Raw genomic sequence first — 16,351 nt, forward strand, 5'->3', positions numbered from 1 at the left:
CCGCAGCACCCGCCCCCTTGCCCGCGTGCGAGGCATCCGCCCCGCCCGCGGCGCCGGGCAGCCTCAGACGAAGCGGAAGTCGTCGGCGGTGAGCGCCCCGGAGGAAACGCCGCGCAGGGTGAGCCGCGCGCCGTCGTCGAAGGTGATGAGGGTGCCGGAGAAGTTGCTGGTGATGGCACCGTCCGCCACCAAAGCGGCGAAGTCGGCATAGTCGTCCGTGTCGATCTCGATGGCGTCGATGCCGTCCTCGAAGTCGAACACCGTGTCGCGGCCGTAGCCGCTGTGGAAGACGAACACGTCGCCCCCGGTGCCGCCGCGCAGCTGGTCGTTGCCCGCACCGCCGTCGATGCGGTCGGCGCCGGCATCGCCCTTCAGGTTGTCGTTGCCGAGGCCGCCGATGACGAAGTCGTCGCCGTCGCCGGCATTGATGCGGTCGTTGCCGCCCAGGCCGTCGATGAGGTCGGCCAGCGCCGTCCCGTTGATGGTCTGGTTGCGGTCGGTGCCGGTGATGACGTTGTAGTCCGAGGTGCCCTCGACGGTGAGGACGAACTGGCCCTCGTCGCTGCCGCCCTGTCCGTCGGTGACGGAATAGGCGAGGGTGATGACGGCATTCTCCCCGTCCTCAAGGTCGTCGAACAGGGTGCCCGGATTGAAGGACACCTTGCCGTCCACGATGGAGAAGGCTTCCGCCGCATCGGCAGCGTCGATGGCGAAGCCGGAGACCGAGGCGACCTCGATGCCGGCGAGGGTGAGGGCGTTGCCCTCCGCGTCGGTGTCGTTGGCCAGCAGGTCGAAGAGCTTGGCCTCGTTCTCCCCGGCGGTGCCCGCATCGTTCACCGCGACCGGGGCATCGTTCACGGCGGTGATGGTGAAGGAGGCCGTGGCCGCGGCGGTGCCGCCCTCGCCGTCGGCCACTTCATAGACGAAGGAGGCCTCGCCGTTGAAGTTCGCCGCGGGGGTGAAGCGGATGCCGGTGGCGGTCAGCTCGGCGACGCCGCCCACCGCGTTCTTCACGCCGGTGATGGTGAGCACGTCGTCGTCGCCGTCGGTGTCGTTGGCCAGGAGGTCGGCGAAGGGCACCTCGAAGGCGGCGGCGTCCTCGGCCATCGGGTCGAGCACATCGGCGCCGGCCACCGGGGCGCTGTTCTCCAGGCTGCCGAGAATGGCGTCGCGGTCCAGGGTCTCGCCGTCGGCGAAGACGATTTCCTCGACGCCGCCGGAGCCGTCCACCTGGTCCTTCAGGATGACGGTGCTGCCGTCCTCAAGGTGGACCACCACATCGTTGCCGTCGCGGCCGAAGGTGACCTTGTCGGATTCGATGTCCTGGAACACCAGGGTGTCGGTGTCCCCGTCCTGGCCGGCGTCCTCGACGATGGTGTCGGAGCCGTCACCCTCCTCGTAGGAATAGGTGTCGGAGCCGTCGCCGCCGAGGAGCATGTCGTCGCCGCGGCCGCCTTCGATCTCGTCGGCCTGTTCGCCGGCATAGATCTCGTCCGCGCCGGCGCCGCCGAGAAGGAGGTCCTCGCCCGAGCCGCCGATGAGGAGGTCGTCGCCCGCGCCGCCGCGCAGCACGTCGTTGCCGCCGTGGCCCTTGAGCATGTCGTTGCCGGCATTGCCGGAGAGCACGTCGGCCAGCGCCCCGCCTTCGGTCATGTCGGCAGCGGAGCCGCCGGAGAAGGTCACCGCCTCCGCTTCGAGAACGGTGTCCTCGGCGCGGTAGTTGAGGTTCTGGATGCGCTCGTCGCCGGCCATGCCGGTGTCGGCGAGGTCATAGGCGGTCTCTTCGGTGGCGTGGTTCTCGCGCATGTAGCGCTCGAACGCAGCCTGCTCGCCCAGGGCGTCGGTGGGGGCGAGGCCGACCAGGGCCTGGCTCTCGTCCAGCACCGGGCCGAGGGTGCCGTCGGCGAGCAGGTAGCGGAAGTTCTCGCCGTTGGCCTTGATGGGATAGCCGTCGCCGCCGTCGGCGAGGAAGTTCAGCGTCACCACCGAGATGGAGGCGGGCACGTCCTCCAGCAGCACGCCGTCGTCATAGAGCTGCACGAGGGTGTTGCCCTCCGCGTCCACCAGCGCCATGTCGAGGATGCGGCTGCCCGCGGGCGCGTCGGGATCGAAGGAGAAGGAAACGCCGCCGATCTGCGGGAAGCGGCCCTGGTTGCCATAGACCGCCACACCGTGCTCCAGGATGGCCTTGAGGCCTTCCGGGGTGGTGTCGAAGGCGATCAGCTTGTTGTCGAAGCGCAGAGAATTCTCCACGTCGAGCTGCGAGACGCCGCCGTCCGGGGGCAGCTTGTCCACGGTGCCGTCCACCGGATCGGGCGCCGAGATGGTGCCGATCTGGGCGCGGATGCCGCCGCCGTTCTTGAGCGAGACCACGTAGGTGGCTTCGGCCGCGGTGCCCAGGGCCTCCGTGAGCGCGCCGGTGAGGCTGCCGGCATTGGCGTCGGCGGAGAGGTTGCCGAGGTTGGTTTCCTGGTTGCGGACCTGGCCGCGCTCGCCTTCGAGATAGACGTCGGAATAGCCGTAGACGTTGCCGTCCTTGACGTCGATCACGCTCTGCACGGCGTCGGTGATGGTCTTGACGTCGCCGCCCTTGGTGCCGTCGGCGAAGGCGGTGGCGTCGAGATTGTCCACCGTGGTTTCCCAGGCCTCGGCCACGTTCTCTTCGGTGGCGGCGATGGCGCCGTTGATGGACTGGTTGGCCACCAGGCTGTCGGTGATGATGTGGCCGTTCTCGTCGAAGTCCACCACCAGGCGGCCGAGGTAGGTGTATTCGTTGTCGGTGTTGACGATGAGGATCGGGTTCCCCTCGGCGTCGGTGCCCAGATACGGGTATTCGAGGGCGAAGTCCGCGGCATGGCCGGGGAAGGCCACCGCCTCGTCGTCGGCGTCACCCATGCGGGTGTTGGAGCCGGCGGAGAGGATGATGTCCACGCCCTTGAGCTTGGAGGCCAGCTCGATCTCGTTGCCGATGATCTGCAGGTGCGACTGGAGGATGATCTTGTCCACGCCCTCGGCGATCATCTCGTCGATGATGGGCTGCAGCTGGGCGGCCAGCAGGTCCATGTCGTCCACCTCGCCGTTGGCCCCGGCGCCGCCGGGATAGCCGGCGATCTCGGCGCCCGAGGGCGAGGAGATGGTTTCCAGGATCTGGGTGGTGACGCCGACGATGCCGATCTTCTCGCCGCCCTCGGTGATGACCGCGGCCGGCACGATCTTGCCCTTCAGCGTGGAGGCCTCGGGGATGGCGGTGGTGGTGGCCGGCTGGTTCACGCCCGCCTGCACATTGTAGTCGACCGTATCCACATAGATGGCGTTGAGCGCCGAGTCGGTGGCGGTGGGGTCGGTGTAGTAGGGCGAGGAGGGGCCCACCACCAGGTTGGCGGACACCGACACGAACTGCGCGCCCACCCAGCCCGAGCCGGCCGAGAGCGAGGCCGCCAGCACGTTGGAGCCGAGGTCGAAATCGTGGTTGCCGAGGGCCGAGGCTTCCACGCCGATGACGTTGTGGATGGCGATGTCGGCGGCCGCGATCGGGATGGTCCCGGTCATGGTGGAGCCGGTCACCTCGTTGATGGCGTCGCGCACCGCGGGATCGGTGCCGGCCGCGAGGAAGGGACCCGGGAGCCAGTTGTCGCCGCCGGCGAGGATCAGGGTGTTGGAATAGTCGTCGTCATAGGCGTCCACGAGGGCGGCAAGGTTCGGCGCGGTCTCGGAAGCGAGAAGGCCGGCTTCGCCGTCAGAGAAGTGGAGCAGCTGGAGCGTATAGTCAGCCACGGGTTCTTCCTCCACGAGATTGAGACCGATCACGATGGGGTCGTGGTCGGACACGCGCACCGGCGTGTCGCCGTCGAAGATGGTCGGGTCGCGCCCGAAATCAGTGTTGTAGTCGAGGGCGTCGGCTTCATCGGCATTGATGTGCCATTCGGTGACGCCGGTGACCTGCTCCGCCAGGCTTTCATTGGCGAAGATATAGTCGAGGGAACCGGTCTGGCCGTCGAAGACATAGGAATAGGGGTCTTCGGTGCGGTCCTGCAGGTTTTCATAGCCGGCGTCTTCGAGGACGCCGATGGCATCTTCCTTGGCGTAGGCGTTGAAGTCACCGAGGAACAGAACGTCGGCGTCGCCCGAGCCGGTGGGGTCGGTCTTCATCCATTCGGTGAGGGCGGTGGCGGCCAGCTCGCGCTGCTGCTGCCAGTTGCCCTGGCCGTCGAGCTGGTCGGCGTCGGCCTCGGTGCCGGTGCCGCTCTTCGACTTCAGATGGTTGGCCACCGCCGTGAACTCGGCGCCGGTGGCGACTTCCTCGAAGGTGACCGCGAGGGCCGCGCGGCTGGTGTTCTCGCCGGTGAACACGCCGTCCACCGTGCTCTGGTCGATCAGGCCCTGGAGGCCGAGGCCGGACAGGTCGGCGTCGTCCAGGATCTCGATGGAGGTGTCGTAGGCCACCGTCACCATGGAGGGCTTGTAGATGAAGCCAACCGCGATGGCGTCGCCGCCGACGAACTGGGTGCCGGGATCGACCCAGGCGTAGATCTCGGCGCCCAGCTCGGCATTGAGCTGGTCCACCAGATATTCAATGGCGTTGCCCTCGGAGCCGGCGAGGAAGTCGTTCTCCAGTTCCACGAGGGCGAGCACGTCGGCGTCGATCTCGATGATGGCGTCCACCAGCTTCTCGGTCTGGCGGGCGAACTCCTCGGCGCTGTCGGCGCCGCGCGGGTCGAAGCCGGCGGCGGTGTTGTCGCCGGGCTGGTCGGAGCTGGAGTCGGCGAGGGTGTCCAGCGTCACGAAATAGTTGAGCACGTTGAAGGAGGCCACCTGGAGCCGGCCGCCCACGTCGGCCGGCTCGGCCTCCCGCACGCTGCCGTCCTCGAAGGTGTTGGCGCCGTCCTCCACCGAGCGCACGCGCCAGGTGGCGCCGGAGGAGGAATTGCCGGCCCACTGGTAGTCCAGCACGCCGGTGAGCCCGCTCACCGTGTCGCCCATGCGCGGGGCGGTGGCGGTGTCGTAGGTGGGGCCGAAGCCGTCGAGGTTGGTGATGGGCTGGTTCTGGCTGTTGAGGCCGTCGTCATAGGTGATGGTGCGCGCGCCCAGCGCTTCCAGATAGTCGGCATAGGCCGCCGCATCCGGGGCGTTCTCGGCGGTGAACTGGGCCGGGCGATCGCCGGCCACCAGCTTGATTTCGTTGAAGCGGTCCAGGTTGAACTGCTCGGTGATGGTCAGCTCGTCGGTGAAGGTGACGAGCATGCCCTCGTAGGCTTCCAGGTCCGGCTGGTAGTCGCCGTCCTGGCTGGTGGTCGCGCCCGCCGCCGGAAGGGCGATCTCGGCGGCCATGGTGTTCACGTCCGCAACCGCGCCGGCCTCGATCACCTCGATGGCGGTGGCGTTCAGCTGGGTCATGCCGAAATATTCGCTGACGGTGGCGGTCACCCGCACCCGGTCGCCGATGTTCACGTCGCCCGAGCCGCCATAGACGAAGATGCCCTCGGAGGTGAGCGGGTTGCCGTCGGCGTCGAAGGCTTCTTCCTGCAGGTAGAAGCCGTTCAGGTTGCGGCCGGTGTCGGCGTCGCCGTTCTGGAAGTCGCCCACCACGATGGCTTCCACCGTCACGGTCTGGCCGATCATGCCGGAGGTGGCACCCTCGCCCTGGATCTCGCTGATCTTGGAGACGGCCGGGTCTTCCAGGTCATAGACCGTGACGGAGCCGGAAATCTCGTTGGCAGTCATCAGCAGCGCGCGGCCGGTGGGGCTTTCCTCGGCGCTGACGAACTTGATGACCTCCGGGCCGTAATCGTCCGAGGTGGCCGGCACGTAGGTGACGTACTTGGCGTCCTCGGGGTTGGACACGTCCCACACCATCACGCCGCCGATGCGCTCCAGCGCCACGAAGGCGTAGGTCGCCCCGTTCACCTCGCCCACGGTCACGCCTTCCGGCTCGGCCGCCTTGTTGTCGGAGCGGGTGTCGAACTCCCCGCCGTTCTGGCCGTTGAACACCGCGGTGGCGTTGGGCAGGGCGGCGAGGATCTGCTCGAAGTCGCCGCCGGTCTCCTCCACCTTCTCGATGGTGCCGTCGGCATTCTGCTTGAAGATGGAGAAGCCGCGGCCGCCGAAGCCATAGAGATCGCCGGCGCTGGACCAGGTGGTGTCCACATTGTAGCGGGCATAGTCCGCCGTGGTGCCGCCGTAGGTGGAGGCGCGGGCCTCGTTCAGCCCCTCCTCCCCGTTCTGCACGATGCGGCTGTCGCCCTCGTTGGCGGTGATGAAATAGGTGGCGCCGTCCACCTCGAACGAGGCGATGGCGTCGGGCTGCAGCAGGCCGTTCACCGGCGTATTGCCCACCGAGATGGAGGCGGTACTGCCGGCGCCGTCACGGTCGGAGAAGTCGCCCTCGTTGCCGGTGAGGGAGAAGTCCACATAGCCCAGCGGCAGGATGGAGACCGGCTTGTCGGCGGCGGTGTCGGTGAGGTCGATGACCGCCACCGCATTCACCTCCTGCAGCGTCACATAGGCCTTGGTGCCGTCGGGCGAGACCGCCACATATTCCGGCTCGATGTCCTGGGAGGCGGTGGGGGCGGCAAGGTCGTCCGAGCCGGCGAAGATCTTGATGCCGAGGTCGGCCAGCTCGCTCTCGAAGCCGTCGAGGCTGGAAAAGCCGATGGTGTTGCGCACCGTGGCCGCCGCCGCGCCGCCGGACATGTCGATGACGCTCACCGAGCCGGAGGCGTTCTCGATCACGCCCGCGGTCTCGTCATTGTAGGGCTCGGCCTCGTTGGCCACCAGCAGCAGCTTGCCGTCCGGGCTGAAGGTGAGCTGGTCGGGCAGCACGCCCACGGTGAGGGTGTTCAGGAGGGTGCCGCTGGTGTCGTAGAGGGCCACGAGGCCCGCCTCGCCGCCGTCGGCATTCTGCACCGCCACGGCGATGATGCCGTCCTTCGCCGCCACCGAATTCACCTCGCCGTAGCCGGCAAGGGTGGAAAGGTCGATCTCGCCTACCTTCACCGGGGCGAAGGGGTCGGAGATGTCGAGGATGTCCACCGCGTCGTCGGCGGCGTTGGTGACGAAGGCGCGCTTGGAGCCGGCGTCGAAGGTGATGCTTTCCGCGCCGCCTTCCCCGTCGCCCGAAATCCAGGAGCCGCGGCGGGTGACCTCCAGCGTGTTGGTGGCCACCGGCGTCTCCACCGAGCCGGCCAGCGAATCCGCCATGTCGAGAATGGTGATGCCGCCCACCGTGTTGCCGGGGGCCGCATCGTCATTGACGATGGTGGCGACGGCGGTGGCGGCCTCCGCCTTGAGCGCGGTGGGGATGGCCGCGGAATTGACCACCTCGGTCAGGGTCAGGTCGAACCGCTCGTCCAGCTCGAACACCGTGTCGCCGTTGACGGCGATGGTGAAGGTGGTGCTCGCCTGGCCGTCCAGGATGAGCCCGGCGAAGGAGGCGATGGCGTCGCGGATGTCGTCCGGGGTCGCGGTCTGCGGCACGAGGGAGCCGGAGAAGGACACGTCGCCGGTGAGCCCGCCGGTGCGCTCCACGGTGAAGCTGAAGAGGGTCTCGCCGCTGTCGCCCTCGCTGAGGGAGACGGAGAGCGAGGCCGGGGCGAAGCCGACGCTCTGGCTCTCGGCCGCCGCAGCGCTCGTCACCTTGATGTTGTCGATGCCCACCCACTCGTCGCTGCCGACGGCATTGGTGGTGAGGATGCGCACCTGCAGGTCGGACCGCCCGTTCACCGCCTCGGGCAAAGTGAGGTCGAAGGCGGTGGACTGGGTGGCGGTGCTGCCGGTGGTCACGTCGGCCACATAGCCGCCGGTCACGTTGGTCCAGGTACCGCTGTCGCCCAGGCGATACTGCACGGCGATGGGCTGGGCGGCGTTGTCGCCCGAGCCGTCGATGTCGCGGGCGTCGAAGCTGAGCGTCACGTCCTGCCGGCCGGTGGCGTCGAGATAGAGGACGAGGCTGGGCGCATCGGCGGTGCCGGAGCCCTGCAGCGCGACGGTGGGGTTGGTGAGGGTGTCGAACTCGGCCACGCCGCCGTTGGTGATGGTGGTGGCCGTCTGGTTCGCGATCACGTCCACGGCGCCGAGGCTGGCCGCCGTCAGGGTGGTGGGATCGACCGCGGTGGGGCTGCCGGCGTCGATGTCGCCCAGGTAGCCGACGATGCCGGACACGGCGGACCAGTCGTCATTGGTGGAGATCAGGCCGGTGTCGGTCCAGTCCTGCAGAAAATCGCCCTCGGACAGGACGTGGGGGGTCGTCGTCATGGCTGCGCTCGCTTTCGAAAAACGAACGACGGCAATTATGGGATGTCTGCGTGTGTGCCGGCGTCGCCGCCAAGTGTCACCGGCACCAATGTCCCTTCAGGGAATGACGCGGCGGAAGCTAGGAGGCGATTATAACAGGGGCATGAATGAAATCTGTACCGACCATGACATGCCGGAGGTATGGTCAGAAGGACGCATGGCATAAAGTCGATGCATCAATACTTATTCGGCAAATATCTATACAGATGCGACGGCTGCCGGCGGGGCGGTGTCGGTGGCGGGCGGTGTCAGTGGCGGAAGGCCCGCATCACCTGGTCTTCCACCGGCTTCATCAGATAGGCGAGGGCGGTGCGCTGGCCGGTGCGGATGAAGGCTTCCACCGGCATGCCGGGCATCAGCGCCTTGCCGGCGAGCTTGGCCGTTTCCCCGTCGCGAAGGCCGATTCGCACCACATAGAAGGCCATGCCGCTCTGGGGGTCGCGCGTCAGGTCCGCCGCAACGCGGGTGAGCACGCCGGACAGGTCCGGCGTGGTGGCGCTGTCAAAGGCGGAGAAGCGCAGCGTCACATCCTGCCCCACCTTGAGGCGGTCGATCATCTGCGGCTCGATGCGCGCTTCCACCACCATCCCGTCGCGCTCGGGCACGATGAGCATGATCTGCTCGCCCGCGGCGATGACGCCGCCGATGGTGTGCACCGCCTTTTCGTGCACGAAGCCGGCCAGGGGCGCCCGCACGTCGATGCGCTCCAGCTGGTCCAGCGCCGCCACCCGGCGTTCCACCAGGTCGGCGATCTTGGCCTCCACGTCGCGCAGCTCGGTGGCCACCTCGCGCCGCTGCTCCTGGCTGATCTGGATGATCTGCAATTCGGTCTCGGTGATGCGGCCCCTGGCCCGGGCGGTTTCCGCCACCAGCTGGCCGGCCTCGCCGGCAAGGCGCGCCGCCTCGCGCTCCAGCCCGGTGAGCCGGGACATGGCGACGAGGTTCGCCCGGAACAGCTTGCGCACGCCTTCCAGCTCCAGCTCGATGATTCGGATCTGCTCCTGCTTCGAGTCCACCTGGGCGGCGAGGCCGCGGATCTCCTCCCGCGTCTGCTCGATGCGCTCGCGCAGCTGGGACACCTGGCCCTCCAGGGCGGTGCGGCGGGACAGGAACAGGGTGGTCTCGCCGGCAATGATGCGGGCGATGGCGGGGTCCTGCGCCTGCCGTTCCAGCTCCGGCGGCAGGTCCAGGTCGCGGCGGCCGTCGCGCTCGGCCTCCAGGCGCGCCTTGCGGGCGCGCAGCTGGTTGAGCTGGTTGTCCACCATGGCAAGGTTGGCGCGCGCGGTGGTCTCGTCGAGCCGCAGCAGGATGTCGCCGGCCTTCACCAGGTCGCCGTCGTTCACGCGGATCTCGCCGACCACGCCGCCGGTGGGATGCTGGATGCGGCGCACATTGCTTTCCACCACCACCTGCCCGGAGGCGATGACCGCGCCGGCGAGGGGGGCGGTGGTGGCCCACACGCCGGCCGTGCCCAGCAGCCCCACCATGATGCAGAGCCCGACGATGGCGGCGATGCGGATGTCGCGGAAGGGATCGAGCCGCGGCCTGGCCATCAGCGCCCCTCCTGCCCGCGGTTCACCACCACCCGCGGCTTCACCGTGACGGGGCCGGGGGCGGCCGCCGCCGCGGGCATGGGTTTCGGCGCGGGTGGGGGATTGGGCGCGGCGGCGGGGGCCGCCTTGGCGTCGCGCTGGGCGAGGCTCTTGCGCAGCACCTCGTCCTTGGGGCCGAACGCCTGCACCTGGCCCTGCGCCATGGCCAGCACCATGTCGGCGGCGGCGATGGCGGACGGCCGGTGGGCGATGACCACGCAGATGCCGCCCCGCGCCCGCACGCCCTTGATGGCCTCGGTGAGGGCGGCCTCGCCCTCGGCGTCGAGATTGGCGTTGGGCTCGTCCAGCACCACCAGGAAGGGATCGCCATAGAGCGCGCGGGCGAGGCCCAGGCGCTGGCGCTGGCCGCCGGAAAGGGCGCAGCCGCCTTCGCCGATGCGGGTGTTGAAGCCCTCCGGCAGGCGCAGGATCATGTCATAGGCGCCGGCGGCCTTGGCGGCGGCCAGGATGCCGGCCTCCGCGGCGTCGGGATCGAAGCGGGCGATGTTCTCGGCCACGGTGCCGTCGAACAGCTCCACGTCCTGCGGCAGGTAGCCGGTCATGGCGCCACGCACCTCCGCCGGCCACTGGTCCAGGGTGGCGCCGTCGAGCCGCAGCTCGCCGCGCAGGGTGGGCCACACCCCCACCAGGGCGCGGGCGAGGGTGGACTTGCCGGAGGCCGACGGGCCGATGACGCCCACCGCCTGCCCGGCCTCCAGCACGAAGGAGACGCCCTGGACGATGGGGGTGGTGGTGCCCGGCGCCGCCACCGCCACCTGCTCCAGCGTCAGCTTGCTGTGGGCGCGCTCGGGGGCGACGGGGCGCGCCGCGTCCGGCTCGGCCAAGGCGTTGCGCAGCCGCTGCCACGACTGGCGCGCCGACAGGAAGGGCCGCCAGCTGGAAATGGCCAGCTCGATGGGGGCGAGGGCACGGCTGGCGATGACCGAGGAGGCGATCATGACCCCGGGGGAGGCCGCCCCGGAGATGACGAGGAAGGCGCCCATGCCCAGCATGGCCGATTGCAGCATGAAGCGCAGCACCTTGGAGAGCGCGCCGAGGCCGCCGGCAATGTCGGCCGCCCGCTGCTGCGCCTCAAGATAGTCCGCGCCCTTGTCCTCGAAGCGGCGCACCACCCGCTGCTCCATGCCGAGGGCCGCCACCACCTCCGCATTGCGCCGCGCCGCCTCCAGCACCACCGCGCGATCCGCCCCGGACTGGGCGGCGGCACGCACCGGCTTGCGGGTGCGCCATTCGGTGATGAGGGTGAGGCTGACCAGAACCAGGGCGCCGCCCACCAGAGTCCAGCCCAGATAGGGGTGGAGCAGGAAGCAGGCGAATACGTAGAGCGGCATCCACGGCAGGTCGAACAGGGTGGTGGGGCCGAGACCGGACAGGAAGGAGCGCACCGTGTCGAGGTCGCGCGAGAGCTGCAGGCCGCTGGCCTCCTCCCGCCGGCGCAGCGGACCGCGCAGGATGGCGGCCACCACCGGGCCGGACAGCGCCTGGTCCAGCACCACGGCGATGCGCCCGAGGATGCGCTGGCGCAGCCAGTCGAACAGGCCCTGCACCGCATAAAGGACCATGACGATGATGGAGAGCGCCACCAGCGTGGGCAGGCTGCGCGAGGGCAGCACCCGGTCGTAGACCTGGAGCATGTAGAGCGAGCCGGTGAGCATCAGCACGTTCACCACGGCCGAGAAGGCCCCGACCGCCAGGAAGGCGCGGCGGCAGGTGGCGAGCGCGCGCGTCGGGAGGTCAGGGGCGGGGCGCTGTCCCGCTCCGCCCTTGCTGGGTCGGCTGCTCATGACAATCGTCGGCTGGTAAAGGTCTGCCCCCTTGGCGCACCGCGCCGGAGAAGGGTCTTCCTAGCCGCGGCCAGCGTCGGTTTTGTGACATCATCATACCGGCGCGGGCCGGCCGGGGCCGCGCCTCAGCTGAGGAAGCCGAGCACGGCGGAGGAAAAGCCCTCCGCCTGCTCCACGTTGGACAGGTGGGCCGCCGGCAGGGTGGCGTGGCGGGCGCCGGGGACGGCCGCGGCGATAAAGGCGCCTTCCTGCGGCGGCGTCGCCGGGTCGGCGTCCCCGGTGATGACGAGGGTGGGCGCCCGCACGAGGGGGGCAGTGAGGCGCAGGTCCATGTCGCGGATGGCGGCGCAGCAGCCGGCATAGCCGGCGGGACTGGTGGCCAGCAGCATGTCGCGCACCGGGGCCACCGCCTGCGGCGCCTGCGCCACGAAGCCGGGGGTGAACCAGCGGGCGATCACCGCATCCACAAGGGCCGCCATGCCGCCTGCCGCCACGGCGGCGATGCGCGCATCCCAGCCCGCGGGCGGGCCCATGAAGGCCGAGGTGTTGGCCAGAACCAGGCGGCCGAGCCGCTCCGGCGCCCGTGCCCCCAGCCACTGGCCCACCATGCCGCCCTTGGAGAGGCCGCACACATGCACCCGCTCCAGCCCGAGGGCGTCCAGCAGCTCGATCACGTCGCGGCCCAGCCGGTCCATGCCATAGGCGCCGGCCGGCGCATCGGAGCGGCCATGGCCGCGGCTGTCATAGCGCAGCACGCGGAAGCCGGCGGTAAAGGCCGCCATCTGCGGCTCCCACATCTCCCAGCGGGTGCCGAGGGAATTGGAGAGCAGCAGCACCGGCGCCGCCTGCGGCCCGTCGAACCGGTAGGCGATGCGGCAGCCGTCGCCGAGGGTGACATGTGCGTGCGTCATCACACCCGCTCCAGCGCAAGGGCAAGGCCCTGGCCCACGCCCACGCAGAGGGTGACGAGGGCGCGGCGCTCCCCGGTCTTCTGCAGGGTGCGGGCGGCGGTGAGGGCGATGCGCGCGCCGCTCATGCCCAGGGGATGGCCGAGGGCGATGCCGCCGCCATGGCGGTTCACCCGCGCCTCGGCCGGGTCGGCGCCCAGTTCGCGCATGGAGGCGATGACCTGGGAGGCGAACGCCTCGTTGATCTCGATGACGCCGAAATCGTCCATGCTCAGGCCCAGCTGCGCCATCAGCCGGCGGGAGGCGGGCACCGGGCCGATGCCCATCACCCGCGGCTCCACCCCGGCGGAGGCCATGCCGAGGATGCGGGCGAGGGGGGTGAGCCCCTGCGCCTTCACCTGCGCCGCGCTGGCGACGATGAGCGCCGCTGCCCCGTCGTTCACGCCGGAGGCATTGCCGGCGGTCACCGTGCCGGGATTGCGGAAGGGGGTCTTCAGCGCCGCGAGGCCTTCGAGGGTGGTGTCGGCGCGCGGGTGCTCGTCGGTGTCGAAGGTGAAGGGCCGGCCCTTGGCGTCCTTCACCTCCACCGCGATGATCTCGCCGGCGAAGAAGCCGTCGGCCTGGGCGGCGGCGGCGCGCATCTGGCTCTGGTAGGCGTAGGCGTCCTGCTCCGCCCGGGTGATCGCGAACGCCTCGGCCACGTTCTCGCCGGTCTCCGGCATGGAATCGACCCCGTATTGCGCCTTCATCAGCGGGTTCACGAAGCGCCAGCCGATGGTGGTGTCCTCGATGCGGGCGGTGCGGGCGAAGGCGGTCTCCGCCTTGGCCATGACCAGGGGCGATCGAGTCATGTTCTCCACCCCGCCGGCAATGGCGAGGCCCACCTCGCCGGTGCGCACGGCGCGGGCGGCCTGGCCCACCGCCTCCAGCCCGGAGGCGCACAGGCGGTTGACGGTGACGCCGGGCACCTGCGGCGGCAGGCCGGCGAGCAGCAGGGCCATGCGGGCCACGTCGCGATTGTCCTCGCCCGCCTGGTTGGCGCAGCCGAGGATCACCTCGTCCACCGCCGCCGGGTCGAGGCCGGGGTTGCGGGCCAGCAGCGCCTTGATGGGCAGGGCGGCGAGGTCGTCGGCGCGGGTGTGGGCGAGGGCGCCGCCGAAGCGGCCGATGGGGGTGCGAACGCCGTCGCAGAGGAAGGCTTCAGTCATCAGGCGTTTCCATGGGCTTGGCGGGTGCGTTCGTTGAGGGCGCGCAGAACGTCCAGTTCCTCGGCGGTGGGGGCGGGGGTCTCCTCCACATGGGCGGCGAACTTCACCGCCCAGCCGGTGTTGTCGGCCACCTGCTGGCGGGTGACGCCGGGATGCAGGCTCTCCACCGTGAGTTCCCGGCTCTGCGGGTCGGGCCGCAGGATGCACAGGTCGGTGATGACCTGGGTGGGTCCCTTGGTGGTGATGCCGAGCTTCTCCCGGTCGCCCGCCCCGCGGCCGTGGCCCATGGAGGTGACGAAATCCAGCCGGTCCACGAAGCCGCGCCTCGACTGCTTCAGGATGATGAAGACCTCCTGGCAGTTGGTGGCGATCTCCGGCGCGCCGCCGCCGCCGGGCAGGCGGGTCTTGGGCTTGTCGTAGGGGCCGACCACCGTGGTGTTGAGGTTGGCGAAGGCGTCGATCTGCGCGGCGCCGAGAAAGCCGACGGTGATGCGCCCGCCCTGCAGCCAGTAGGCGAACATCTCCGGCACCGGCACGGTGGCCAGCGCCGTCTCGCACAATTCGCCGTCGCCGATGGACAAGGGCAGAACATTGGGCCGGGTGGCGATGGTTCCGCTCTCATAGATGAGGGTGATGCCCGGCGCATGGGTGAGGCGCGCCAGGTTGCAGGCGGCGGAGGGCGCGCCGATGCCGACGAAGCACACGTCGGTGCTGGAGAGGAGCCGCGCGGCGGCAATTGTCATGATCTCGGTGGCGGTGTAGCTGCTCATGGCTCAGGCCGCCTTTCCGGCGTTGGCGGGGCGGGCGTGGGCGGCGAAGGCCTGCGGGCCCTGGCGCATGACATTCTCCTCCATCCAGGCGGCGAAGGCGTCGCGGTCGCGGGAGATGGGGTCCCAGGCGAGATAGAAGGCGTTGCTGCGCGGGTAATAGCCGTGGGCATAGGAGGGGAAGGCCCCGCCCGGCACCGCCACCACGGCGGTGATGGCCCAGCCCGGCAGGATGCAGGCATTGGGATGGGTGGTGCCGCGCAGGTCGTCCACGATCTCCTCCACCGTCACCAGCGAGCGCCGGGCGGCGAGCACCGCTTCCTTCTGCACGCCGACGATGCCCTCGATGAGCACATTGCCTTCGCGGTCGGCCTTCTGGGCGTGGATCACCGCCGCATCGGGGCGCACCGCCGGCACGGTGGCGAGCACCTCGCCCGTATAGGGGCAGGTGACGGAGCGGATGGCGGGGTTCACCCGCACCAGCTCGGCGCCGCGATAGCCGCGCAGCACCGCGAACGGCAGGTTGGACGCGCCCGCCGCATAGGCCGCCGCCATGGCCGCGTGGCTGTGCTCCTCGATCTCGATGGGGCGCGGCCAGCCCTGCTCCACCGCCTCGCGGATGCGGTGAGCCGAGCCCACCCCGGGGTTGCCGCCCCAGGAGAAGGTGAGCTTGCGGGCCATGCCGCAGCCGATCATCTGGTCGTAGAGGATGTCCGGCGTCATGCGCACGAGGGAAAGCTCGCGCCGCTTCTGGCGGATCACCTCATGGCCGGCGGCATAGGGGATGAGATGGGTGAAGCCCTCGAAGGCGACGCAATCGCCATCGCGGACGACCTCTTCGCAGGCTTCGGCAAGGGTGAGGAAGCGGGCCATCGGAAATCCGTGCTTGACCGATAATCGTACAACATGTACGATATTCGATAATCAAGATCAGGCGGCGGCGATGGTCAAGCAAAATCCTCCTCCGGCTGCCGCGGCTGTGCCGGGGCCCACCCCCGCTGCCGCGCTGGATGCCTTCGCGGGCGACCCCGATTTCATGCTGTCCCTGGCCCGCGGCCTTCTGGTGCTGCGCGCGTTCGAGGCCGAGCCGCGGCTCTCCGTCAGCCGGGCGGCGGCGCTCACCGGCCTGCCGCGCCCGGCGGCGCGGCGCTGCCTCTATACTTTGGAGCGGCTGGGCTACCTGGCCGCCGAGCATGGCGAATGGCGGCTGCGCCCGCTGCTGCTGACGCTGGCGCGGGCCTACCTCACCTCCACCCGCTTCGCCGAGGCGGCCCAGCCGCACCTCGACGCCCTGCGCGACACGGTGGGCGAATCCTGCTCCATCGGCGTGCTGCAGGGGGGCGACGTGGTCTATGTCGCCCGCTCCGAAACCCGGCGCATCCTTTCCATCGCGCTCCAGGTGGGCAGCCGGCTGCCGGCCTATTGCACCTCCATGGGGCGGGTGCTGCTGGCCGCATTGCCGGCCGAGGCGCGCGAGGCCGCTCTGGCCGGGGCGCCGTTTCCCGCCCGCACGCCCTTCACCCGCACCGGCGCGGCGGAGCTGCGCGCGGAGCTGGAGCGGGTGGCGGCGCAGGGCCATTGCGTGATCGACCAGGAGCTGGAACCGGGGCTGCGCTCCATCGCCGTGCCGGTGCGCGATCCCGCCGGGCGCGTGGTGGCGGCGCTGAACGTGGGGGTGGCCGCGAACCGGGCCGGGGCCGCGGATCTCGTCGCCCGCATCCTGCCGCAGCTCCTGCGCACGGCGGCCGAACTGCGGGAGCTGGCGGACCTTCCTGCCTGACC

The 16,351-nt window shown here is 70.0% G+C and carries 8 protein-coding genes; 1 reads left to right on the forward strand and 7 read right to left on the reverse strand.

The window, feature by feature from the left end; translation table 11 throughout:
• Positions 1 to 63: 63 nt before the first annotated feature.
• The 7 genes from ACI7BZ_RS12795 to ACI7BZ_RS12825 all read right to left on the reverse strand — a co-directional run bounded on the left by ACI7BZ_RS12795 (position 64) and on the right by ACI7BZ_RS12825 (position 15,442).
• Complete coding sequence (locus ACI7BZ_RS12795) at positions 64 to 8,250, reverse strand: ExeM/NucH family extracellular endonuclease (protein ID WP_414117527.1); 8,187 nt, start codon at positions 8,248 to 8,250, stop codon at positions 64 to 66.
• Positions 8,251 to 8,537: 287 nt separating this feature from the next.
• Entirely contained in the window at positions 8,538 to 9,842 is a 1,305-nt protein-coding gene (locus ACI7BZ_RS12800; protein ID WP_414117528.1) for an HlyD family type I secretion periplasmic adaptor subunit, read from the reverse strand.
• The gene (locus ACI7BZ_RS12805; protein ID WP_414117529.1) at positions 9,842 to 11,686 is read right to left on the reverse strand and encodes a type I secretion system permease/ATPase; all 1,845 of its coding nucleotides are present in this window, start codon (positions 11,684 to 11,686) and stop codon (positions 9,842 to 9,844) included. The genes ACI7BZ_RS12800 and ACI7BZ_RS12805 overlap by 1 nt, the downstream gene beginning before the upstream one ends.
• Positions 11,687 to 11,811: 125 nt before the next feature.
• Positions 11,812 to 12,597 carry a 3-oxoadipate enol-lactonase gene (gene pcaD, locus ACI7BZ_RS12810; RefSeq protein ID WP_414117530.1) on the reverse strand — a complete coding sequence of 262 codons (786 nt, stop codon included), beginning with the start codon at positions 12,595 to 12,597 and terminating at the stop codon, positions 11,812 to 11,814.
• Positions 12,597 to 13,802, reverse strand: a complete 1,206-nt coding sequence (gene pcaF / locus ACI7BZ_RS12815; protein ID WP_414117531.1) for a 3-oxoadipyl-CoA thiolase — start codon at positions 13,800 to 13,802, stop codon at positions 12,597 to 12,599. The genes pcaD and pcaF overlap by 1 nt, the downstream gene beginning before the upstream one ends.
• Complete coding sequence (locus ACI7BZ_RS12820) at positions 13,802 to 14,572, reverse strand: CoA-transferase subunit beta (RefSeq protein ID WP_414117532.1); 771 nt, start codon at positions 14,570 to 14,572, stop codon at positions 13,802 to 13,804. The genes pcaF and ACI7BZ_RS12820 overlap by 1 nt, the downstream gene beginning before the upstream one ends.
• Positions 14,573 to 14,575: 3 nt before the next feature.
• On the reverse strand, positions 14,576 to 15,442 hold the full coding sequence (locus tag ACI7BZ_RS12825; RefSeq protein ID WP_414117533.1) for a CoA transferase subunit A: 867 nt from the start codon (positions 15,440 to 15,442) through the stop codon (positions 14,576 to 14,578).
• Between the two features lie 163 nt (positions 15,443 to 15,605).
• On the opposite strand from ACI7BZ_RS12825, the gene ACI7BZ_RS12830 reads away from it, so the two are divergent.
• On the forward strand, positions 15,606 to 16,349 hold the full coding sequence (locus tag ACI7BZ_RS12830; protein WP_414119161.1) for an IclR family transcriptional regulator domain-containing protein: 744 nt from the start codon (positions 15,606 to 15,608) through the stop codon (positions 16,347 to 16,349).
• Positions 16,350 to 16,351 lie beyond the last annotated feature (2 nt).

The sequence above is a fragment of the Xanthobacter sp. AM11 genome, from assembly GCF_047444035.1.
In the GTDB taxonomy this organism is placed as follows: Bacteria; Pseudomonadota; Alphaproteobacteria; order Rhizobiales; family Xanthobacteraceae; genus Xanthobacter.